General features: G+C 59.8%; 17 protein-coding genes and 4 tRNA genes. 7 read left to right on the forward strand and 14 right to left on the reverse strand.

Annotated elements, in window-relative coordinates; translation table 11 throughout:
• Positions 1–127: 127 nt before the first annotated feature.
• Entirely contained in the window at positions 128–2,788 is a 2,661-nt protein-coding gene (gene aceE, locus JN756_RS19685) for a pyruvate dehydrogenase (acetyl-transferring), homodimeric type (RefSeq protein ID WP_169864396.1), read from the forward strand.
• A 1-nt stretch (position 2,789) separates the two neighbouring features.
• Here the strand turns inward: aceE and JN756_RS19690 are convergent, their stop codons facing one another.
• Both JN756_RS19690 and JN756_RS19695 read right to left on the reverse strand, forming a co-directional pair.
• Complete coding sequence (locus JN756_RS19690; RefSeq protein ID WP_057004463.1) at positions 2,790–3,590, reverse strand: DUF2242 domain-containing protein; 801 nt, start codon at positions 3,588–3,590, stop codon at positions 2,790–2,792.
• 89 nt (positions 3,591–3,679) lie between these two features.
• Positions 3,680–4,579: a LysR family transcriptional regulator gene (locus tag JN756_RS19695; protein ID WP_046382850.1), complete on the reverse strand. Its 900-nt coding sequence runs from the start codon at positions 4,577–4,579 to the stop codon at positions 3,680–3,682.
• Between the two features lie 120 nt (positions 4,580–4,699).
• On the opposite strand from JN756_RS19695, the gene JN756_RS19700 reads away from it, so the two are divergent.
• The gene (locus JN756_RS19700; protein WP_128191832.1) at positions 4,700–5,866 is read left to right on the forward strand and encodes an MFS transporter; all 1,167 of its coding nucleotides are present in this window, start codon (positions 4,700–4,702) and stop codon (positions 5,864–5,866) included.
• 48 nt (positions 5,867–5,914) lie between these two features.
• Here JN756_RS19700 and JN756_RS19705 read toward each other — a convergent pair whose 3' ends face one another.
• From JN756_RS19705 to JN756_RS19750, 10 genes are all read right to left on the reverse strand, one after another.
• The gene (locus tag JN756_RS19705) at positions 5,915–7,789 is read right to left on the reverse strand and encodes a SurA N-terminal domain-containing protein (protein WP_057004465.1); all 1,875 of its coding nucleotides are present in this window, start codon (positions 7,787–7,789) and stop codon (positions 5,915–5,917) included.
• A gap of 233 nt (positions 7,790–8,022) precedes the next feature.
• Positions 8,023–8,310 carry an HU family DNA-binding protein gene (locus tag JN756_RS19710; RefSeq protein ID WP_221034285.1) on the reverse strand — a complete coding sequence of 96 codons (288 nt, stop codon included), beginning with the start codon at positions 8,308–8,310 and terminating at the stop codon, positions 8,023–8,025.
• Between the two features lie 133 nt (positions 8,311–8,443).
• Positions 8,444–10,840 carry an endopeptidase La gene (gene lon / locus JN756_RS19715; protein ID WP_046382847.1) on the reverse strand — a complete coding sequence of 799 codons (2,397 nt, stop codon included), beginning with the start codon at positions 10,838–10,840 and terminating at the stop codon, positions 8,444–8,446.
• A 161-nt stretch (positions 10,841–11,001) separates the two neighbouring features.
• Entirely contained in the window at positions 11,002–12,285 is a 1,284-nt protein-coding gene (clpX, locus tag JN756_RS19720; RefSeq protein WP_017848146.1) for an ATP-dependent Clp protease ATP-binding subunit ClpX, read from the reverse strand.
• 112 nt (positions 12,286–12,397) lie between these two features.
• Entirely contained in the window at positions 12,398–13,033 is a 636-nt protein-coding gene (gene clpP / locus JN756_RS19725; RefSeq protein WP_017848147.1) for an ATP-dependent Clp endopeptidase proteolytic subunit ClpP, read from the reverse strand.
• 91 nt (positions 13,034–13,124) lie between these two features.
• On the reverse strand, positions 13,125–14,435 hold the full coding sequence (tig, locus tag JN756_RS19730) for a trigger factor (protein WP_046382846.1): 1,311 nt from the start codon (positions 14,433–14,435) through the stop codon (positions 13,125–13,127).
• A 400-nt stretch (positions 14,436–14,835) separates the two neighbouring features.
• A tRNA-His gene (locus JN756_RS19735) sits at positions 14,836–14,911 on the reverse strand.
• A 77-nt stretch (positions 14,912–14,988) separates the two neighbouring features.
• Positions 14,989–15,073 (reverse strand) — tRNA-Leu (locus JN756_RS19740).
• A gap of 57 nt (positions 15,074–15,130) precedes the next feature.
• Positions 15,131–15,206 (reverse strand) — tRNA-His (locus JN756_RS19745).
• A gap of 32 nt (positions 15,207–15,238) precedes the next feature.
• Positions 15,239–15,315 (reverse strand) — tRNA-Arg (locus tag JN756_RS19750).
• Positions 15,316–15,590: 275 nt separating this feature from the next.
• Between JN756_RS19750 and folD the strand changes: the two genes are divergently transcribed.
• From folD to JN756_RS19775, 5 genes are all read left to right on the forward strand, one after another.
• On the forward strand, positions 15,591–16,445 hold the full coding sequence (gene folD / locus JN756_RS19755) for a bifunctional methylenetetrahydrofolate dehydrogenase/methenyltetrahydrofolate cyclohydrolase FolD (protein WP_017848149.1): 855 nt from the start codon (positions 15,591–15,593) through the stop codon (positions 16,443–16,445).
• 141 nt (positions 16,446–16,586) lie between these two features.
• Positions 16,587–16,871 carry a hypothetical protein gene (locus tag JN756_RS19760; RefSeq protein WP_201021198.1) on the forward strand — a complete coding sequence of 95 codons (285 nt, stop codon included), beginning with the start codon at positions 16,587–16,589 and terminating at the stop codon, positions 16,869–16,871.
• Positions 16,872–17,204: 333 nt separating this feature from the next.
• Positions 17,205–18,128, forward strand: a complete 924-nt coding sequence (pbpG, locus tag JN756_RS19765; RefSeq protein ID WP_057004467.1) for a D-alanyl-D-alanine endopeptidase — start codon at positions 17,205–17,207, stop codon at positions 18,126–18,128.
• Positions 18,129–18,338: 210 nt separating this feature from the next.
• Entirely contained in the window at positions 18,339–18,728 is a 390-nt protein-coding gene (locus JN756_RS19770; RefSeq protein ID WP_057004468.1) for a DUF2946 domain-containing protein, read from the forward strand.
• Between the two features lie 95 nt (positions 18,729–18,823).
• Entirely contained in the window at positions 18,824–20,911 is a 2,088-nt protein-coding gene (locus JN756_RS19775) for a TonB-dependent receptor (protein ID WP_152032034.1), read from the forward strand.
• Between the two features lie 30 nt (positions 20,912–20,941).
• Here the strand turns inward: JN756_RS19775 and JN756_RS19780 are convergent, their stop codons facing one another.
• Together JN756_RS19780 and JN756_RS19785 are read right to left on the reverse strand one after the other, a co-directional pair.
• The gene (locus JN756_RS19780; RefSeq protein ID WP_201021199.1) at positions 20,942–22,276 is read right to left on the reverse strand and encodes a sensor histidine kinase; all 1,335 of its coding nucleotides are present in this window, start codon (positions 22,274–22,276) and stop codon (positions 20,942–20,944) included.
• On the reverse strand, positions 22,273–22,932 hold the full coding sequence (locus tag JN756_RS19785; protein WP_017848219.1) for a response regulator transcription factor: 660 nt from the start codon (positions 22,930–22,932) through the stop codon (positions 22,273–22,275). The genes JN756_RS19780 and JN756_RS19785 overlap by 4 nt, the downstream gene beginning before the upstream one ends.
• Between the last annotated feature and the right edge of the window lie 59 nt (positions 22,933–22,991).

Consider the following 22,991-nt stretch of genomic DNA (forward strand, 5'->3'; position numbering starts at 1 on the left):
TTTCAAGAAGGTTGCAATAGTAGCTCATCCCGCGCTAGATTCAGACATGTAGTTGCAATTGCAACTATATGTGCGCCGCTCCCACAAGGAGCTCGCTGCTTGATATTCGCCGACCCTGGAGCCTCACATGACCCCGAATACCGCAGTAAGACTGGACGACGACCCACAGGAAACCCGCGAATGGCTGGAAGCCATCGAATCGGTGCTGTCCACCGAAGGCCGCCCGCGTGCCCACTACCTGATCGACCAGTTGCTGGATTTCGACGTGGCGCAACATGGTGACGTCTACGGGCGGGTAACCACGCCCTACATCAACACGATCCCGCTGGACCGCCAGTTGCCCTACCCTGGCAACCTGGCCCTCGAACGCCGCACCAGTGCGTTTATCCGCTGGAACGCCATGGCCATGGTGTTGCGCGCCGGTAAACACTCCGGCGTCGGTGGGCATATCGCCACCTACGCGTCGGCCGCCGTGCTGTATGACGTCGGCTTCGACCACTTTTTCCGTGGGCGCACCGACACCTTCGATGGCGATCTGGTCTACATCCAGGGCCACTCCTCCCCCGGCATCTACGGCCGCGCATATCTCGAAGGCCGCATCAGCGAGGCCCAGCTCGACAACTTCCGCCGCGAAACGGGCGGTGCAGGCTTGTCGTCCTACCCGCACCCACGGCTGATGCCGGATTTTTGGCAGTTCCCCACCGTGTCCATGGGGCTCGGACCGATCACCGCCGCCTACCAGGCGCGCTTTATGCGCTACCTGGAGTTGCGTGCGCTCAAGCAGCACCAGGGCCGCAAGGTCTGGGCGTTCCTCGGTGATGGCGAAATGGACCAGCCGGAATCCCTGGCCGCCATTTCCCTGGCCGGGCGTGAAAAACTCGACAACCTGATCTTCGTGGTCAACTGCAACCTGCAGCGCCTGGACGGCCCAGTACGCGGCAATGCCAAGGTGATCCAGGAATTCGAAAGCCTCTACCGCGCGGCCGGCTGGAATGTGATCAAGGTAATCTGGGGCGGCGGCTGGGATGCGCTGCTGGAAAAAGACCAGAGCGGGCTGCTGCGCCAACGCATGATGGAGTGCGTGGACGGTGATTATCAGAACTACAAATCCCAGGACGGCGCCTACGTGCGCGAACATTTCTTCGGCAAATACCCGGCGTTACTGGCATTGGTTGCGGACCTCTCAGACGAGGACATCTGGAAACTCTCACGCGGCGGTCATGACCCGGACAAGGTCTATAACGCCTATGCTGCCGCCATGAGTCATTCAGGCCAACCCACGGTGATCCTGGCGAAAACCGTCAAGGGCTTCGGCATGGGCGAAGCCGGCGAAGGCCAGAACATCAACCATCAGCTGAAAAAAATGGGCGCCGACGCCGTCAGAGCGTTCCGTGATCGCTTCGGCCTGGAAGTCCCCGACGAGCAGTTGGCTGAAATTCCTTACCTCAAGCCGGCTGCCGACAGCGAAGAGGCGCGCTACTTCGCAGCCCGGCGCCAGGCGTTGGGTGGCTACGTGCCGGCGCGCCACAGCGCCGTCGAATCGCTGCAGATTCCTGAACTGAGCGCTTTCGCGACCCAGCTCAAAGACACCGGCGAGCGCGCCATCTCCACCACCATGGCCTTTGTGCGGATCCTCGGCACACTGCTCAAGGACCCGCACCTGGGCAAGCTGATCGTGCCCATCGTGCCGGACGAATCACGCACCTTCGGCATGGAAAGCCTGTTCCGTCAGATCGGCATTCACTCCGCCGTCGGCCAGCTCTACACCCCACAAGACGCCGGGCAACTGAGCTACTACAAAGAGAGCAAGGACGGACAGATCATGCAGGAAGGTCTGAATGAGTCCGGTGCGATTTCCTCCTGGATCGCGGCGAGTACGTCCTACAGCAACCATGCTCTGATGACCGTGCCCTTCTACATCTTCTACTCGATGTTCGGCTTCCAGCGCGTCGGCGACCTGGCCTGGGCGGCAGGCGATGCCCGGGCACGCGGCTTCCTGCTGGGTGCCACGGCCGGGCGCACCACCCTGATGGGCGAAGGCTTGCAGCACGACGATGGGCATAGCCATATCCTGGCGTCGGTGATTCCGTGCTGTGTATCGTATGACCCGACTTTTGCCTACGAACTGGCGGTGATCATTCGCGAAGGCATGCGGCGCATGTATGTCGAGCAGGAGGACATTTACTACTACATCACCCTGCTCAACGAGAACTACCCGCACCCGGCAATGCCCGAAGGCGTGGAAGAAGGCATTCTCAAGGGCTTGTATCCGCTGAGCACACACCAGCAGGCACAGGTGCAATTGATGGGCAGCGGTTCGATCCTGCGGGAAGTGATCGCCGCGGCAGCGTTGCTCGACAAGGATTTTGCCGTACACAGCAGCGTATGGAGTGCGCCCAGCCTGACCGAGCTGCGCCGTGACGGGCATGAAGCCGAACGCTGGAACCTGTTGCACCCGGAACACGGGCCGCGCTTGAGTTACGTCGAGCAATGCTTGGCCGGGCATACGGGTCCGGTGCTGGTGGCCACTGACTACATGAAGCTGTTCGCCGACCAGATCCGCCCCTTTGTGCCGAACCGACGCTTTGTAGCGCTGGGCACGGACGGCTTCGGGCAGTCGGATACTCGGGAGGCCTTGCGCGAGTTCTTCGAGGTGGACCGGCATTTCATTGTGCTGGCGGCACTGAAGGCGCTGGCCGATGACGGGCTGATAGGTCGCGAGAAAATCAGTGAAGCGATCAGTCGCTACGGGATCAATGTCGACAAGACCAATCCCGTAGCGGTCTGACTTACTGCGCGGGCGTCGGCAGGGGCGGAATCGCCTCTGTCGGCGGCGGCAGGTCCGGCGTGGTTGGCGCAGGTGCCGGTGCCGGCGCAGGGCTCGGTTCTGCCTGCGGGACGATCGGCGCAGGCTCCGGTGCCGGTGTAACCGGCGTCGAGACGGCCGGCGCTACAGGTTCTTCCTTCGGCGCTGGCACCTTCTCCGCTGCCGGGGCAACTTTGGGTTCCGGCACCCCCAGTTCAGCCTTGGGCTGTTCGGGAATATGTTCGGTCTTCTTCACCTCTTGGGGCAGGAACACATCCACCAGTGCGAAATAGCGCTCGTAGAACTTCGGCGCCGAGACAGTCTCACTCGCCACCTTCACCATCGAGTCGTCGGTGGAGCCGATCGGCATCGACACCGAGCCCAGCACACCCACACCCAGGCTGGCGGAGTTGTTGACCTTCTTCAGCGCATAACGATCCTGCAGGGCGTTGGCAAACATCGTCGAGTGGCTTTTACCTTTGCCATCATTGGCACACACCACATTGAAGCTGATCTGCATGTGAGTTTCGCCGGTCTGCTGGAAACTCTTGTTACCCACCACCAGCTTCGGATCGCTGCTGGTGATGATGTAGCCCTGGCTCAGCAAGGCACGGCGTGCGGCCTCGCACGCGGCGATGTCACTGACCGGGTAATTACGGGAGAACGTACCGGAGTCGTCGAAATTCTCGTGCTCGTAAACAGCGGTCTTGGGTGACGAGCAGCCCGTGGCGCCCGCCAACACCAGCGCCAACCCGAGGCTACGCAAGTGAAATGATGTCGACATTGAAAATCCTGAGGAAAACGGTCTGGGCGGTATTGTGCAACAGAACGAGGCCTTGGCGCGCGCATTCCTGTCGATAAAACGTCACAAGCCTACACAGCGGTGCCTGCAGGGAAAAGCCCGGCGCACATATGGTCAATAAACACGCGCAACTTGGCAGATGCATGACGACTTGACGGCCACAGTATCCAGAAACTGCCACGGTGTTCGAGATAATCATCCAACACCCGTAGCAAGCGCCCCTGCCCCACGGCCTCGTTGACCATGTAGTCGGGCAGACAGGCGATGCCCAATCCCTCGTGTACCACATGGTTGAGGGACTCAATGGTGGTACTGACCAGCGGTGTACGCAAGGTCGGTTCGGCGGCGCCCGGCAGGTGACGCAACGGCCAGTTTTCCAGCTTGCCGGTGGCGCAGAATTTGTGCCGCAGGCACGCGTGATCGTTGAGATCCTGCGGTTGCTGCGGGGTGCCGTGTTGAGCGAAGTAGCCCGGCGTGCCCACAAGTACCAACTGGTAATAGCCCAGATGCCGCGCCATCAAGCGCGAATCTTCGGGCTTGCCTGTGCGAATCACCGCATCGAAACCTTCCTCGATCACGTCCACCATGCGGTCGGAAAAATCCACATCCAATTCGATATCCGGGTAGGCGCGCATAAAGTCGCTGAGCACCGGCATCAACAAGCCGCGTACCTGCGGCAGGCTGACGCGCAACTTGCCGCGGGGCGTGGCGCTGGCGTCCGTCAATTCCTGCTCGGCCGCCTCGACCTCGGCCAGAATGCGCCGCGAACGCTCAAGAAACAGCGAGCCTTCGCTGGTCAGGGTGATACTGCGCGTGCTGCGGTGAAACAGCCTGACGCCCAGGCGCTCTTCCATGCGCGCGATACTTTTGCCCACGGCCGACGACGATACCCCCAGCACGCGACCGGCGACGGTGAAGCTGCGCGTCTCCGCCACCTGCACAAATACCGACAGGCTGCTCAAGCTGTCCATGATCACGTCTCGACTGATTACGGACGCATCCGTCCGCTAAGTTCGGAACCTTAGCCTGTTTTTCCGCACAGCACAGCCCCTTACTCTGCCGCCTTGCCCCTTTTATATGGATAAAGCGTCATGAGCGACAACCCTTCACTTACCCATTGCCCGGCGAACGCCGAGCCTGACGTGCTGCCGCTGGGAGGCTTGTTGGCCCTGGCTTGCGCGGGTTTTATCACCATCCTCACCGAAGCCATGCCTGCGGGGCTCCTGCCGCAGATGGGCGCAGGCCTGGGTGTGTCGCCCGCCCTGGTTGGCCAACTGGTCACGCTCTACGCACTCGGATCATTGCTCGCGGCCATCCCCTTGACGCTGCTGACGCGGGGTTGGCGCCGACGCCCCCTACTGCTGGTGGCCATTGCTGGCTTCGCCCTGGTCAACAGCGTGACGGCCGTATCCAGCCACTACGGGCTGACCCTGGTAGCGCGCTTTTTCGCCGGGGTATTCGCCGGGTTGCTCTGGGCCCTGTTGGCGGGTTACGCCAGTCGTATGGTCGCCCCCCACCTGCAAGGCCGGGCGATTGCCATCGCAATGCTTGGCGCACCGCTGGCCCTGACCCTGGGCGTGCCGGCCGGCACCCTGCTGGGCACCCTCGTTGGCTGGCGCTTGAGTTTTGCGATCATGACCGGGCTGACGCTGGCATTGCTGCTCTGGGCGCGCTGGCAACTCCCGGACTTTGCCGGCCAAGCAGCACAACAGCGCCTGGGCCTGCGCCAGGTGATGAGGTTGCGCGGTATTCGTCCGGTGCTTTGGGTGACCTTTACCTACGTGCTGGCCCACAACATTCTCTACACCTACATCGCCCCCCTGCTGGAGCCCGCCGGCATCCAGGCCGATATCGACCGGGTACTGCTGGTGTTTGGCCTGACGGCGTTGTTGAGCATCTGGCTGGTGGGCCTGCTGATCGATCGATGGCTGCGCCCGTTGGTGCTGTTCAGTTGCATGCTGTTTGGCCTGTCGGCGCTGGCGTTGGCGTTCTGGATCGACTCGCCGGCGATCATCTACACCGCCGTCGCGGCCTGGGGGCTGGCATTCGGTGGCCTACCGGCCTTGCTGCAAACCGCCCTGGCCAAGTCGGCGGGCGAGTCGGCGGACGCCGCGCAGTCGATGCTGGTGACGGTATGGAACCTGGGCATTGCCGGCGGCGGTCTGGCGGGCGGGTTGTTGTTGCAGAGCTGGGGCGTGCTCGCGTTTCCCTGGGCGGTAGTGGCGTTGATGTTGCTGGCCCTTTGCAAACGCCCATGAAAAAGCCCCCGGTCTTTTCAGGCCGGGGGCTTTTTATTCAAACCGAGATCAGTACTTCTTGATCTCAGCCTTGGTTTCCAGCTGCTTGCGGTACGCCGCGAAATCCTGCTGCCCAACACGGGAAGCGAGGAAACGGCGGTATTGCGCCTTCTCATCGTCCGATGGAGCCGCCGCTTCGGTGACGCCGTTCAAGCGCACGATCACCAGGCTGCCATCAGCGAGGGTCACGGTGGTGAAGGTCGGCTTGTCCTTGGACGCAGGTTTGGGCATGCGGAACAAGGCTTGCAGCACCACCGGGTCGATCGTTTCCTGGCTACGGGTAGCCGCTTCGGTGACTTTCCAGGCCTGGCCATCAACGGGCTGGTTCAGCGGGGTCTTGCCATCACGCAGGCTGGCGATCAACTCGTCAGCGTGAGTCTTGGCGGCCGCGCTGGCGCGTTCCTTGGTCATCTGGGTGCGGATCGCCGCTGCCACGCTTTCCAGCGGCAGTTGCGTAGGCTTCAGATGCTCTTTGGCCCGCAGCACGATGATGGTTTCCGGGTCGAGCTCGATGGCGGTGCTGTTGGCACCCTCATCCAACACTTCCGGGCTGAACGCGGCAGTGACCACGGCACGGTTGGCCGCGACACCCTCACCGCCTTCGCGACCAAACGGCGCAGAGGTGTGAACGGTCAGCTTCAGATCGGACGCCGGCTGAGCCAGGTCGGAGGCTTCGAACGCCGCATCTTCCAATTGCTTGGTCGCTTCGACAAAACGCTGTTCAACCTGTTGGTTCTTGAGCTCGTGAGTCAGCTTGTCTTTCAGGCTGGCGAACGATGGCACTTCTGGCGCTTCAACGCCCAACAGCTTGATCAGGTGCCAACCGAAGGTGCTGCGCACCGGTGCCGAGACCTGGTCCTTATTCAAGGCGTACAGGGCAGCTTCGAAGTCCGGATCGTAGACGCCAGGACCGGCAAAGCCGAGGTCACCGCCATTGCTGGCCGAACCCGGGTCCTGGGAGAACTCCTTGGCCAGGGCTTCGAACTGCTCACCCTTGGCCAGGCGCGCCTGGATTTCCTCGATCTTGGCCTTGGCTTGGGCGTCGGTGACCTTGTCGTTGACTTCAATCAGGATGTGCGCGGCACGACGCTGCTCAGCGAGGTTGGCGGTTTCTTTCTCATACGCTGCCTGCAGTTCATCGTCCTTGACGGTGACCTGGTCGAAGAAAGACGACTTCTTCAACTCCAGATAGTCGATGACCACCTGGTCCGGGGTCATGAACTCTTTGGCGTGCTGGTCGTAGTAAGCCTTGACCTCGTCGTCGGTGAGTTTCACCGCCGCAGGGTTGGCCTTGATATTGACGGTGGCGAAATCGCGGGTCTGTTTTTCCAGGCGGGCGAATGCCAGCACCTGCGCGTCAGTCACGAAGGCGCTGCCGAGGATGCCCAAGCGAGTCTGCTCGATCAGCATTTGCTGGGTCATCATCTGACGGAACTGCAGACGGCTGTAGCCCAGTTGACGGATCACCTGGTCAAAACGCTCGGCGTTGAACTTGCCGTCCACCTGGAACTCCGGCGTCTGCAGGATCACTTGGTCCAGCGCGGCGTCAGAGAAGGCAAACTTGGAATCAGCGGCACCTTGCAGTACCAGCTTGCGATCGATCAGGCTCTTGAGCGCCGCGTCGCGCAGCAGTTTTTCGTCCAGCAGGGAAGCATCGAAATCCTTGCCCATCTGTTGCATCAGTTGGCGACGTTGCATGTCGACGGCCTGGCTCAGTTCGGTCTGGGTGATTGCTTCACCGTTGACCTTGGCCACGTCCTGCTTGGTGTTGGTCGAAGCCTGAAAAATAGCCTCGATACCGGTGAACGCCATCAATGCGACGATGATCCCGATAATGGTCTTGGCAATCCAGCCTTGTGAATTGTCCCTGATATTTTGCAGCATGCGTCCCCCAGAAACGGTTGAACTTCAAAAATTGGCAACCGTGGAGCGTGGGTAGAGTCCGGATAGAAGAAAGGCGCATCCGAGGATGCGCCTTCTCTCGTAACTGGCGGAGCGGACGGGGGTTAGAACCCACACCCCCGGCGTGGTGACCCGATGGATACGTGGGTCAGCTGCCGCTCCGCTGCCAGGCCAGACCTGCGTCGGACCCGGGTAGGTAAAGGCTTGATCGAGGCTTAGTTAACGGCTTCTTTCAGGGCTTTACCGGCTTTGAAACCTGGTTTCTTGGCAGCAGCGATTTGCAGTGCTTTGCCAGTCTGTGGGTTACGGCCAGTGCGAGCTGGGCGGTCAGTCACAGAAAAAGTACCGAAGCCTACCAGTACCACCGAATCGCCGGCCTTCAGAGCGCCAGTGACGGATTCGATTACTGCGTCCAGCGCACGGCCAGCAGCAGCTTTCGGGATATCAGCGGATGCGGCGATAGCATCAATCAGTTCCGACTTGTTCACTCTAAGTCCCCTTATATATCTATTGAGTATGATTCTAAGTTTTTTGGTGAAAGCAAAAACCAGTGCTGAATGGCCTACAGACACTTAAGAGCCGCTTTATAACAAGGGCTCTAAAAAGCTGTCAAGGAAGCCCCCAGGCTTTAACGCATTAATGCGTGCTAATTCTTTCCTTGGAATCAGACTCGCGCTTTTCGTCCTTCGCGACTATCTCCGGAGCCACATCCGGCAAGGGCTCCGGCGCGTATTGCAGCGCAATTTGCAGGACCTCGTCAATCCATTTAACCGGTTTAATCTGAAGATCTTGCTTGATATTGTCAGGAATTTCCTTCAAGTCGCGGACATTCTCTTCAGGAATGATCACGGTCTTGATTCCACCCCGGTGTGCGGCGAGCAATTTTTCTTTCAGACCACCGATGGCCAATACCTGGCCACGCAGGGTGATTTCCCCGGTCATGGCCACATCGGCGCGTACCGGAATGCCGGTCAGGGCCGATACCAGGGCCGTACACATGCCTACGCCAGCGCTAGGGCCGTCTTTCGGGGTCGCCCCCTCCGGCATGTGGATATGGACGTCGTGCTTCTCATGGAAGTCCAGGGGAATCCCCAGGCTCCGGGCGCGGCTGCGCACGACGGTCTGCGCGGCGGTGATGGATTCGACCATCACGTCACCCAGGGAACCGGTCTTGATCAATTGGCCCTTGCCCGGGATCACCGCGGCTTCGATGGTCAGCAATTCGCCACCCACCTGGGTCCACGCCAGGCCAGTCACCTGCCCTACCTGATCCTGCTGTTCCGCCAACCCGTAGCTGAATTTACGCACGCCCAGATAGTGCTCCAGCACATCGGCGGTAATCTTCACCGAGAAGCGTTTTTCCAGCGCATGTTCCTTGACCGCCTTGCGGCAAATCTTCGCAATCTGGCGCTCAAGCCCCCGTACACCGGCCTCGCGGGTGTAGTAACGCACCATATCGCGGATCGACTCGACCTCGAATTCAATCTCGCCTTTCTTCAGGCCATTGGCCGAAATCTGCTTGGGCGCGAGGTATTTGACGGCGATGTTGATCTTCTCGTCTTCGGTGTAACCCGGCAGACGAATCACCTCCATCCGGTCCAGCAACGCTGGCGGAATGTTCATGGAGTTGGAGGTACACAGGAACATTACGTCGGACAGGTCGTAGTCGACTTCCAGGTAATGGTCGTTGAAATTGTGGTTCTGCTCCGGATCGAGCACTTCGAGCAAGGCCGATGCCGGATCGCCACGCATGTCGCTGCCCATTTTGTCGATTTCATCGAGCAGGAACAGCGGGTTGCGCACGCCGACCTTTGTCATTTTTTGAATCAATCTTCCTGGCATCGAACCGATATATGTGCGGCGATGACCACGGATTTCCGCTTCATCACGCACGCCGCCAAGGGCCATTCGCACGAATTTACGGTTGGTGGCATTGGCAATCGACTCGGCCAGGGAGGTTTTACCCACACCCGGCGGACCGACCAGGCACAACACCGGGCCACGAATTTTCTTCACGCGCTTTTGCACGGCAAGGTATTCGAGAATGCGTTCTTTGACTTCTTCGAGGCCGTAATGGTCGGCATCGAGGATATCTTCGGCGCGAGCCAGGTCCAGGCGCACCTTGGTCTGAGCCTTCCACGGCACCTGCACCAACCAATCGATGTAGGAACGAACCACGGTGGCTTCGGCCGACATCGGCGACATTTGCTTGAGCTTGTTCAGCTCGGCGTTGGCCTTGGTCAGGGCGTCTTTCGGCAGGCCGGCGGAATCGATGCGCTTTTTCAGCTCTTCGATTTCGTTGTGGCCTTCCTCGCTGTCGCCGAGTTCCTTCTGAATGGCCTTCATCTGCTCATTCAGGTAGTACTCGCGCTGGCTGCGCTCCATTTGTTTCTTCACGCGACCACGGATGCGCTTTTCAACCTGCAGCAGGTCGATTTCGGCATCGAGCAGCGCCAGGACGTGTTCGACACGGGCCGGCAGGTCGATGATTTCGAGGATGTCTTGCTTCTGCTCGATTTTCAGCGCCATGTGCGCGGCCATGGTGTCGACCAGGCGGCTAGGCTCATCAATGCTGTTGAGGGAAGACAGGACTTCAGCCGGGACTTTCTTGCCCAACTGCACATACTGCTCGAATTGCGAGAGCAGGCTGCGTACAAATACTTCGGACTCGCGCTCCGGGGCCTCGACTTCGTCGATCAGTGCCACTTCGGCGCGCAGGTGGCCGTCCACCTCCATGAAGCGCTCGACCGCACCGCGCTGCTCACCTTCCACCAACACCTTGACAGTGCCGTCGGGCAGCTTGAGCAATTGCAGGACAGTCGCAACGGTACCGACGCGATACAGGGCATCTTCGCCTGGATCATCATCAGCAGGATTTCTCTGGGCCAACAGCAGGATCTGCTTGTCGCCCGTCATCGCGGCCTCGAGGGCTTCGATAGACTTCTCGCGCCCCACGAACAGCGGGATAACCATGTGCGGATAGACGACGACATCACGCAACGGCAGGAGAGGCAATTCGATGGTTGTCTTCATGATTTCGCCTCTATGACAGTTGAAAAGTAAGCATGAAACCAAGATGGGGGCTGCCGGCAAAAAAAACAAGCTCAATGCCAGCAGTTAAATGCAGGAAAAACACGCCCTTAAAACAAAAGGGGCCCCTAAAGGCCCCTTGTTGTTATGCAGCAGCCGGACGCTTACGCGTCTGGCGCAGCCTTGGCAGCCGGCTCACTGTTTTCATAGATATACAGTGGCTTGGACTTGCCTTCGATAACGCTTTCGTCGATCACCACTTTGCTCACCTCGGACTGCGAGGGGATTTCGTACATGGTGTCGAGCAATACGCCTTCGAGGATCGAACGCAGGCCACGCGCACCGGTTTTGCGCTCCAGTGCCCGCTTGGCCACTGATTTGAGTGCGTCGGTACGGAACTCGAGGTCTACGCCTTCCATTTCGAACAGCTTGGCATATTGTTTGGTCAGGGCGTTTTTCGGCTCGGTGAGGATCTGAATCAGAGCAGCCTCATCCAGCTCGTCCAATGTCGCCAGGACCGGCAGACGACCAACGAATTCCGGGATCAGACCAAACTTGACCAGATCGTCAGGTTCGACTTCACGCAGGGACTCGCCCACCTTCTTGCCTTCTTCCTTGCTGCGCACTTCCGCACTGAAGCCGATGCCGCCACGGGTGGAACGGTTTTGAATAACCTTTTCCAGACCGGAGAACGCACCGCCGCAGATGAACAGGATATTGCGCGTATCAACCTGAAGGAATTCCTGCTGCGGGTGCTTGCGGCCGCCTTGTGGCGGTACGGAAGCAACCGTGCCTTCGATCAGTTTCAACAAGGCTTGCTGCACGCCTTCACCGGAAACATCCCGAGTGATCGACGGGTTGTCGGACTTGCGCGAAATCTTATCGATTTCGTCGATGTAGACGATACCCATCTGGGCCTTCTCTACGTCGTAGTCGCACTTTTGCAGCAACTTCTGAATGATGTTCTCGACGTCCTCACCCACGTAGCCAGCCTCGGTGAGGGTGGTGGCGTCGGCGATGGTGAACGGAACGTTCAGCAGGCGAGCGAGGGTTTCCGCAAGCAGGGTTTTACCCGAGCCTGTAGGACCGATCAGCAAGATGTTGCTCTTGCCGAGCTCGACTTCGTCGTTTTTCTTGTCACGCTGGTTCAAACGCTTGTAGTGGTTGTACACCGCTACGGCCAGAACCTTTTTTGCACGCTCTTGACCAATCACGTACTGATCAAGGATGCCGCTGATTTCTTTAGGCGAAGGCAATTTATGCGCGCTGCTTTCGGCCTGGGCTTCCTGCACCTCCTCACGGATGATGTCATTGCACAGGTCGACGCACTCGTCGCAGATAAAGACCGAGGGGCCGGCAATCAATTTGCGTACTTCATGCTGGCTTTTGCCACAGAAGGAGCAATAGAGCAGCTTGCCGTTGTCCTCGCCGTTGCGGGTGTCAGTCATTCGTTCGATCCAAATCCGATAGGCTTGCAACACAAGATGAAGGCTTATGCGGGCTTTTTCAAGCCCGCAGGTGATCGGACTTGCCGACCTGGCCTATTTTGAGCTGCTTATATTAAGCGGGGCGCTTGTCAATCACTGCGTCGATCAACCCGTAATCACGCGCGGCTTCGGCGCTCATGAAATTGTCACGGTTGGTATCACGCTCGATTTCTTCCAAGGTGTGCCCGCTGTGCTTGGCCATCAGCGTGTTAAGACGCTCACGAATAAAGAGGATTTCCTTGGCATGGATTTCGATGTCCGATGCCTGGCCCTGGAAACCGCCCAGTGGCTGGTGAATCATCACGCGCGAGTTCGGCAGGCAGTAACGCTTGCCTTCGGCACCTGCGGTCAGCAGGAAAGCGCCCATGCTGCAGGCTTGGCCGATGCAGGTGGTCGACACGTTTGGCTTGATGAACTGCATGGTGTCGTAGATCGACATGCCCGCGGTCACCGAACCGCCCGGCGAGTTAATGTAAAGATGGATGTCCTTGTCCGGGTTTTCCGCTTCAAGGAACAGCAGTTGCGCACAAATCAGGTTGGCCATGTAGTCCTCTACCGGCCCCACCAAAAAGATCACTCGCTCCTTGAGCAGGCGCGAGTAGATGTCGTAGGCGCGTTCGCCACGAGCGGACTGCTCGACAACCATCGGGACCAGGCCGCCTGCGGCCTGGATATCAGAGTTCTGCTGAATATAGGAATTACGGAACATGCTCTGCAGTTACTCCCAAATAGTCATGTCTTGAAAACGCATAAGCCAGCGCGAGGCTGGCTTATGGTTGTATTTCAAACGAGTTGGACAATCAGTCGGCTTGTGCTGCTTCCGCCGGCTTGACTGCTTCTTCGTAAGAGACCGCTTTATCGGTCACCTTAGCCTTCTGCAGAACAGTATCCACAACTTGTTCTTCCAGCACAACCGAACGTACTTCGTTCAGTTGCTGGTCGTTCTTGTAGTACCAAGCCACAACCTGCTCAGGCTCCTGGTAGGCCGAAGCCATTTCCTGGATCATTTCACGAACGCGGTCTTCGTCAGGCTTGAGGTCGAACTGCTTGACCACTTCAGCCACGATCAGGCCCAGCACGACGCGGCGCTTGGCTTGCTCTTCGAACAGCTCGGCCGGCAGTTGGTCAGGTTTGATGTTGCCACCAAACTGCTGAACGGCTTGTACGCGCAGGCGATCCACTTCGTTGGACAGCAAAGCCTTAGGCACTTCGATCGGGTTGGCGGTCAGCAGACCGTCCATGACCTGGTTCTTGACCTTGGACTTGATGGCCTGACGCAGCTCGCGCTGCATGTTCTTGCGAACTTCGGTGCGGAAGCCGTCGATGCCGGTTTCCTTGATGCCGAATTGAGCGAAGAACTCTTCGTTCAGCTCTGGCAGCTTAGGCTCGGACACGCTGTTGACCGTCACGGTGAACTCGGCGGCTTTGCCGGCCAGGTCCAGGTTCTGGTAGTCAGCCGGGAAAGTCAGGTTCAGAACGCGCTCTTCGCCGGCTTTTGCGCCAACCAGGCCGTCTTCGAAACCCGGGATCATGCGGTTGGAACCCAGCACCAGCTGAGTACCCTTGGCGGAGCCGCCAGCGAATGCTTCGCCGTCAACCTTGCCCACGAAATCGATGTTCAGCTGGTCTTCGTTCTGGGCAGCACGTTCGGCCACTTCGAAACGGGTGTTCTGCTTGCGCAGGATTTCCAGCATGTTGTCCAGGTCGGCATCAGCCACTTCGGCGCTCAGGCGCTCGATCGCGATACCGTCGAAGCCGGCAACTTCGAACTCTGGGAACACTTCGAATACAGCAACGTATTCCAGGTCCTTGCCCGCTTCCAGGGACTTAGGCTCGATCGAAGGCGAACCAGCCGGGTTCAGCTTTTGCTCTACAACTGCTTCGTAGAACGACGCCTGGATCACGTCGCCTACCGCTTCCTGACGCGCATCAGCACCAAAACGGCGCTTGATTTCGCTCATCGGCACTTTGCCTGGACGGAAGCCAGCGATCTTGGCCTTTTGGGCAGTCTGCTGCAGACGCTTGTTGACCGCAGTCTCGATGCGCTCTGCCGGCACGGTGATGCTCAGGCGGCGCTCGAGAGCAGTAGTATTTTCAACAGAAACTTGCATGGATATTCCTCGTTGCACAGACGTTAGCCGGCCGTTTCCGACCCCAGAATCAAGGGCATGCATTCTAGTGGGTCAAACTCAAGAAGTCACCCTACTGGAAACGGGTAAAAAAACAGCAGGCAATTTATCGGTACGAAGACACTGTTGCGCCTCGCCCCGGTGACAAATACAGCCAATCGCGCCAGGGCTCTGCGCCGACCCTTCTATATATAGAAGAAGTCGCCAATCATCTCCCTGACGGCCGCCCCTGCGAACAGGACCAGCAGGCAGCGCGGCATCATCGAGACACATAAATACGACGAAACGCCCTGCCTTGCGACCCAGAACCTGCAGCCGCGGAATACTCGAACCACTAAAACAAAAAAGGCGCCAGACTGTTAAATCTGGCGCCTTTCGAATATGGGGTGGACGAAGGGGATCGAACCCTCGACAACGGGAGTCACAATCCCGTGCTCTACCAACTGAGCTACGCCCACCATATTGCGTTAACAAAGAAACCAAACCACTTCTTTGTCGAGCCTGACCCCGCCTTCCGGCCGGGCAAAGCTTTAATTGGTGCGGATGAAGAGACTCGAACTCTTACGCCTCGCGGCGCTGGAACCTAAATCCAGTGTGTCTACCAATTCCACCACATCCGCGCTTGAAGCTCTTAAAGCAAAGGCGCCAGATGATTAATCTGGCGCCTTTTCAAAATATGGGGTGGACGAAGGGGATCGAACCCTCGACAACGGGAGTCACAATCCCGTGCTCTACCAACTGAGCTACGCCCACCATCTAACGCTACTTGTGCCAAAGCTGCCTAATGGCGCACCCGGCAGGACTCGAACCTGCGACCATCCGCTTAGAAGGCGGATGCTCTATCCAGCTGAGCTACGGGCGCCTGATTAATCTGTACTCTTGGAGGATTACAAACTAAGTGCTTCCAGCCTTGCAGAACAACAATCCTGCTAGACCTTCTTAACCAGTGCTAGGCTGTGCCCGACAAGTGCGACGAATAGTATAGACGCGCCGGAAAGCCGTCAAATCTTTTTTGAAAAAAATTCATTTTATTTAAGGGGTTAGGCCAATTTGCAGACCAAGCGCCTTTGCCCCCACGTCTTGGCATGCGAGAATGCGCGCACTTTTCTTCCCCCTCTCGATGGTTAATCACGCGTAATGACTGCACAACTTATCGACGGCAAATCAATCGCCGCCAGCCTGCGCCAGCAGATCGCCAAACGCGTCACCGAGCGTAGCCAGCAAGGCTTGCGCACGCCTGGCCTCGCGGTGATCCTGGTCGGCAGCGATCCTGCGTCTCAGGTTTATGTCTCGCACAAGCGTAAAGACTGTGAAGAGGTCGGCTTTATTTCCAAGGCCTACGACCTGCCTTCCGAGACCACCCAGCAGGCCCTTACCGACCTGATCGACGGCCTCAACGATGACCCGAACATCGACGGTATCCTGGTGCAACTGCCATTGCCCGCGCACCTGGACGCCTCCCAGTTGCTCGAACGCATCCGCCCGGACAAAGACGTCGACGGTTTCCACCCGTATAACGTCGGCCGCCTGGCCCAGCGCATCCCGCTGCTGCGCCCATGCACGCCGAAAGGCATCATGACCCTGCTGGAAAGCACCGGCGTCAACCTTTACGGCCTCGACGCCGTGATCGTCGGCGCCTCCAATATCGTCGGGCGCCCGATGGCCATGGAACTGCTGCTCGCCGGCTGCACCGTGACCGTGACCCACCGCTTCACCAAGGACCTCGCCGGTCACGTCGGCCGCGCCGACCTGGTGGTAGTGGCTGCCGGCAAGCCGGGCCTGGTCAAAGGTGAGTGGATCAAGGAAGGCGCGATCGTCATCGACGTCGGCATCAACCGTCAGGCAGACGGCAAGCTGGTCGGCGACGTGGTGTACGAAACCGCCCTGCCCCGTGCCGGCTGGATCACCCCGGTACCGGGTGGCGTTGGCCCGATGACCCGTGCGTGCCTGCTGGAAAACACGCTGTATGCAGCGGAAACCCTGCACGGCTGATCGACAGCCGCGCTGAAAAGAGCCCTGCCTTGTCGCAGGGCTTTTGGTTTCTGATGAACCTCACGCTCTGCTATCGTGCATCCGCGGCTGACATGTTCGGCGCCCGCCAGATGCCGCAGGAACCCCAGGAGTGCTTTAGCCATGCGCAACCTACATGCCGTCCCTCTGCTGATCCTCATCGCGGTATTGATCCCCGCTTGCACCACCCAACTGACTGAAGCGGGCAAACAGGTCAACCTCGTCACGGCCTCATCCGCCCACGCTTGCCACGTCGTCAAAGCCTTCACGGTGCAGGGCTCATCCAACGGCGACGCGCTGAACACCGCATTCAATAAAGCCGCCGAGGCTGGCGCTGACAGCCTGAGCATCGTCAATGTGGGGGACGCTGGCAAAATGCAGGTAGCCGCCTTGAACTGCCGACGCTGACGGGCTTGCCCAATAGAACATGCACCCGAACATCCGGCTCGTTCACCCAGGCGCAGCACCCGGTTTCGCGTTTCTTCGACATCCTTTTCACCCGCCATCGACAGGATCGGGCGCAACCTACCTCTACTCCTTTGAAAATCCCCATTAGACCCGCCCTCATAGCGGGCCTTTTTTTGCCCGCGATGGGCTACAAGCCTAACCAATCATCGCCTTACAGCCTTTATTTAAAGGCTCTCTATCGTTTTCTGATCCATACTCCTAAAATGTAACGTCATTTTTCATAAAGCCCGTTGCAGAACGGTATTTCTTACTTTTTTTAGCGAGTTCATCCGCGTGAAAATTCGTCTCTCTCTCGTCAGCCTTTTATTTGCTTTCACCGGCACCTTTGCGCACGCCGCCGAAACCACCCTGGCCCCGCGTGACACCTCAAAACTGCAAATCGCTTCCGGCAGCGCCATGCTGGTCGATCTGCAAACCAACAAAGTCATCTATTCCAGCAACCCGGACGTGGTGGTGCCGATCGCTTCCGTAAGCAAGCTCATGACCGGCCTGATCGTGCTGGAAGCCAAGCAGAACATGGACGAATACATCGACATCAACATCACCGACACGCCGGAAATGAAAGGCGTGTTCTCCCGCGTGAAAATCGGCAGCCAGATGCCGCGCAAAGAGATGTTGCTGATCGCCCTGATGTCCTCGGAAAACCGCGCCGCCGCGAGCCTGGCTCACCACTACCCGGGCGGCTACGTAGCCTTCATTGCGGCGATGAACGCCAAGGCCAAGGCGCTGGGCATGACCAGCACCCATTACGTCGAACCTACCGGCCTGTCCATCCATAACGTGTCGACCGCCAGGGACCTGAGCAAGCTGCTGGCCTACGCGCGCAAATTCCCGATGCTGAGCCAATTGAGCACCACCAAGGAAAAAACCGTGGCGTTCCGCAAGCCCAACTACACCTTGGGTTTCTCCAACACCGACCACCTGATCAACCGCGCCAACTGGGACATCAAGCTGACCAAGACCGGCTTCACCAACCAGGCCGGCCACTGCCTGGTGCTGGTGACCAGCATGGGTAACCGCCCGGTGTCGCTGGTGATCCTCGACGCCTTCGGCAAGTTCACCCACTTCGCCGATGCCAGCCGAATCCGCAACTGGGTCGAGACCGGCAAGGGCGGTTCGGTGCCGGACGTTGCGTTGCGCTACAAGGCCGACAAGAACCTGAAGAACCGCCCGAACGCGACAGAGGTTCGTCGCTGAACGGCGCCCCCCCCAAAACGCCCGCCTGACCAATGCCCCGACATGCTCGGGGCATTTTTTTCGGCATAAGCCTCGCAAAAACAGGCCGTTGCATCGCTAACCGGGGTTGCGGATCACGCCCACGATCTGCGGCAAAATAGCGCACAGACAGGCTTTTACTTTGCGCCTGAACTGCCGCTAAATGTTCACCCCTTTCAGTCGACTTCGTTCATGGCTCGTCTCAAACGCATCAGTCCCTGGCTAGCCTGCCTGGCCATCGTGCTGAACATGCTGGCCATGCCGCTCAGCCGCGCCATGCAGACGCCGGACATGGGACTGTTGATGTGGGGCGGATTCTGCTCGGGGGGCGCCTCGCAAGCGCTGCCTCCCAACTTGAGCAAGCTGATCGACCCGCTCCAGTCGGCGCCGTCGCAATCCGCCATGAAACACAGCGATTGCTGCTGCGGTCATGCCGGACTGGCGGCGCTGCCGTCCGACTACTACAGGCATTTCCTACCGCGATACGCCCCCGACACCACCCTCGACAACCCCGAGTTGCCGACGCTGCACCCCAGAATCCGCTGGCCGAGCCTGAGCCCGCGCGCCTCCCCTACCGTTTGATCGACACCCGCGCCGCCCCATAGGCGGCGCGATCTGCTTGTCAGCCGCCCGCCTGGGCGTCCTCGAAGTGTCTTGATCATCAGGAATGGTGCGTTATGCCTGCTCGAATGACTTTGCCTCGCGCAAAGCGTGTCTCTGTGTCCCGCCCGCTATGGCCCTTGCTGTCCATCGGCCTGTTCGCCCTCAACCCGCTGTCCTCGGCACTGGCCGAAACCGGTAAAACCGAAGACTCCACCCTCACCCTCGGCACCGTCACGGTCCAGGGCGCCAGCGCCAGCAGCGGCCCGCTGAGCACCAGCAGCGTGCTCAGCTCGGTGGACATTCTCGGCGCCGACATCCTCGAAAAAATGCCGGTCAACTACAGCTGGGAACTGTTCAGTCGCGCGCCAGGGGTGATCCTCACCGAGTTCAACCAAGGCACCACCTCCGGCAAGATTTCCTTTCGCGGCTTCAACGGGGAAGGCGAAGTCAACGCAGTGAAGTTGCTGATCGACGGCATCCCGAGCAACAGCAACGACGGCAACATGCCGTTCATGGACATGATTTTCCCCATGGAGCTGGACAGCATCGAAGTGGTGCGCGGCACCAGCGATGCGCGCTATGGCCTGAACAACATCGCCGGCAACGTCAATATGCTGACCCGCACCGGCGGCGACTACACCAAGGCGCGGGTGCGCTACGGCAGTTACAACACCCAGGAAACCCAGCTGGCCAAAGGCATCGAAGGCAGCAACTGGACGCAGAACTACTTCTTCGCCTACCAGAAATCCGACGGTTACCGCGATCACGCCGAGGCGGACAGGTTTTCCATGTCCGGCAAATGGTTCTACACCCCGGACGACAACAGCTACCGCATCGGCCTGATCGCCCGTCACTACGAAACCGAGGCGCAGGAACCCGGCTACTTGAGTGAAGAGGACGCCCACCAGCACCCGACCATGACCAACAGCTACAACGCCACCGACAAAGGCACGCGGCGGATGAACCAGGTCAGCCTGCACTTCGACACCGACCTGGCCGAAACGCTGGCCTGGTCGGCAAAAACCTACGTCAACACCTTCGACGACCGGCGCTGGACGCAATACTGGCGCACCAGCGCCCAGCAGGAGCGCGACGCCTACGAAACCCAGTACGGCGCCCTCACCTCCCTGACCTGGCGCCCGCAAGTCAGCTGGCTGTACGACTTCGCCCTGGAAGGCGGCGCGGACATGCAGCAGCAGCAGAACAAGAGCGAGCGCTACCGCACCAAGGACCGCCTGCGCCTGGCCCAAACCCGCGACCAGCGATTCGACTTCGACACCTACGGCGCCTATGTCCAGGCCGAGATCAAGCCGTTCGAGTCGCTGAAAATCGTCCCGGCGTATCGCGTCGATAAGATCCAGGGCGACTTCACCAACGAAATGACCGGCATGGACTACGACATCAACGACTATGGGCTGATCAAACAACCCAAGCTCAGCGTGGTGTATTCACCGTGGGACGTGGCCAGCGTCTATGCCAACTGGGGGCGGACCTTCCAGGTCGGCACCGGCGCGGCGGCCTATAAGATTCCACCGCGGGATACCAACCTGGCGCCATCAATCAACGACGGCTGGGAAACCGGGGTCAAGTTCACCCCGGCGGACTGGATCGACGGCCGCATCGCCTATTGGCAGCAAGAAGCCAGCGGCGAAGTCAGTCGCCGGCTCAACGACCCGAGCGGCGAGTCGGACAACGTCGGCGAAACCCGGCGCTGGGGTTACGACGCGCAAGTCAATCTGCACCCGGACGAACGCACCGAAATCTGGATGGCCTACTCCTGGCAGTACTCGAAAATCCTCCAGCCCAGCGCGACTTTGCCCAACAGCAAAGGCCAGGAAATCGACCACATCCCGCATCACCTGTACAACGCTGGCGTCAGCTACAAGGCCACGCGGGCGCTGCAGTTGACGGCGTGGATGAACGGCCAGACGAATTACTACCTGGAACGCGAGAACACCAAGGGCACTTACGGCGGCTACGTCTTGATGAACCTCGGCGCGACTTACCAGGTGACCGAATCGGTCAGTGTCGACCTGCAGTTGAAAAACCTCACCAACCGCTACTACGAATACGTCTGGTATGACCCGGACGGCGCCCAGGCCTCGCTGCACTCACCCGGCGACGGGCGCGCGCTGTACACAGGCGTCACCGTCGACTTCTGATCGGCAGCGCCGCCGGGGCGCGATGAACGTTCAGGCCGGCAAGCGCAAAAACTGAACGTTCACTTCAAACCCGTCGTCCCGGCCTGTCGCCGGCGACGCCAGGGTCATGTGCGCCTTGACCCCATGGACGATGGTCTTGGCAATCGCCAGGCCCAACCCGCTGCCGCTGGCTTCGCTGCTGCCGCGCACGAAGCGTTCGGTCAGGCGCTGCAACACCGGCGCCGGCACGGCCGGTCCGCCGTTGACCACCCGCAGCAACGCATCGTCCGTGAGGCTGACGTCGACCGGTTGATCCGCCGCGCCGTACTTCAACGCATTCTCGATCAAGTTGCGCAGCAGGATGCCGAACGCGTCCGGGTCGATCGCGCAATACACGCTGCCCTCGCTCGGCAGTTGCAAGCGGATGCGCTGCCCGCTGCTGCGGTTCCACTCATCGACCCCATGGGCCAGTAAGGGAATCAGGTCCTGGGGCGCCTCGGACAACAACCCGCCGCCCTCAGCCTTGGCCAGTTGCATGAGTTTTTCCGAAAGCCGCGCCAGTTCGCGCAAGGCGTGTTCGATCTTCGCCGCACGCACGCGCAACGGGCCTTCCGGCGCTTCCTGGCGCAAACGCTGGATCTGCGCCAGCGTCGCCGCCAATGGCGTGCGCAACTCGTGGGCGCTGTTGGCGGTGAAGCTGCGCTCGGCCTCCAAGGCCTTGCGCAAGCGCTCCAGCAGGTGGTTGACCGCGTCGGCCAACGGGTCGATTTCAGCCGGCAGCCGGGCCACGCTGATCGGCGACAAATCCCCCACACCACGCGCTTCCACGGCACGGCGATAAGCCAATACGCTGCGCAGGCTGAAGCGCACAAACAACCATGTGCCCAACAGGCTGATGGGGATCAGCGCCAATAACGGCATCAACAGGGCCAACAAGGCTTCCCGCGCCGCCTCACGGCGATGCCCCAGCGGCTCGGCGATCTCAATGAACAGCGTATCGCGCAGCGCACTCGCGCCGTACAGCCGGTATTTTCGGGTAGTGGAAAACCCTTCGCTCGGGTGTTCGTTGAAGATCTTCGGGTTGGCGTCATGGGACTGCATCAGAATCTGGCCCTGGGCATCGCGCACCAGGTACGTCAGGTATTCCTTGTGCATCTTCAGGGTGGCGACGTGCTGGGCGGTGCGCGGCTCTTCGCGGTTGCTGATTTCCAGCACGGCCAGGGGCAGGATGCGTTGCGCGGTCTCTTCCAGGGCGCTGTCGAACGCCTCGTTCAATTCGTGTTGCACCACCAGCCAGGCGCCGACGGTCGCCCCCAGCCAGAGCAAGGTCATGCCCAGGGTCAACCCGAGGCCGAGGCGTTTTTGCAGGCTGATCGGCGACTTCATCCGGCCATCAACCGATAACCCATGCCACGCACGGTTTCCAGCAGGTCGCGCCCGAGTTTTTTGCGCAGGCGGCTGATATAGACCTCGATGGTGTTGCTCTCGATTTCCGCACCGAAGGCGTACAGGCGCTCTTCGAGCTGCGACTTCGACAACAACGCCGTGGGGCGCTGCACGAACGCCTCGAACAGCGCCCATTCGCGCGCCGTCAGGTCGACGGTGATGCCGGCACGCTGCACGGTGCGCGCGTTCATATCGATCTGCAACTCGCCGAGTTTGATCTGCGGGTTGGGATTGCCGCTATAACGGCGGGCCACGGCGGCCACCCGGGCCGACAGCTCGAACAGGTCGAACGGTTTGACCAGGTAATCGTCGGCCCCGGCGTTGAGGCCGGCGATACGATCGGATATCTGGTCCTGGGCGGTGAGGATGATCACCGGGGTCACATTGCCGGCCGAACGCTGCTGGCGCAGAAAGTCCAGCCCGCGACCGTCGGGCAGCATCAGGTCCAACAGGATCAGATCATACGGCGTGCTGCGCACGCTGTTGTTCGCATGCTCCAGGCGCTGCACCCAATCGACCGCATGGCCGTCGTCGGCAATCTGTTCGCGCACCGCCTCGCCCAGCCCGGGTGCATCCTCGACCAATAAAACCCGCATCTGGCACCTCCTGTGGTGGTTGTCGTGCCGCACCTTACCGAGCTTACCTGACGTGAATC

This window comes from Pseudomonas sp. Y39-6 (assembly GCF_023651955.1).
Taxonomy (GTDB): Bacteria; Pseudomonadota; Gammaproteobacteria; order Pseudomonadales; family Pseudomonadaceae; genus Aquipseudomonas; species Aquipseudomonas veronii.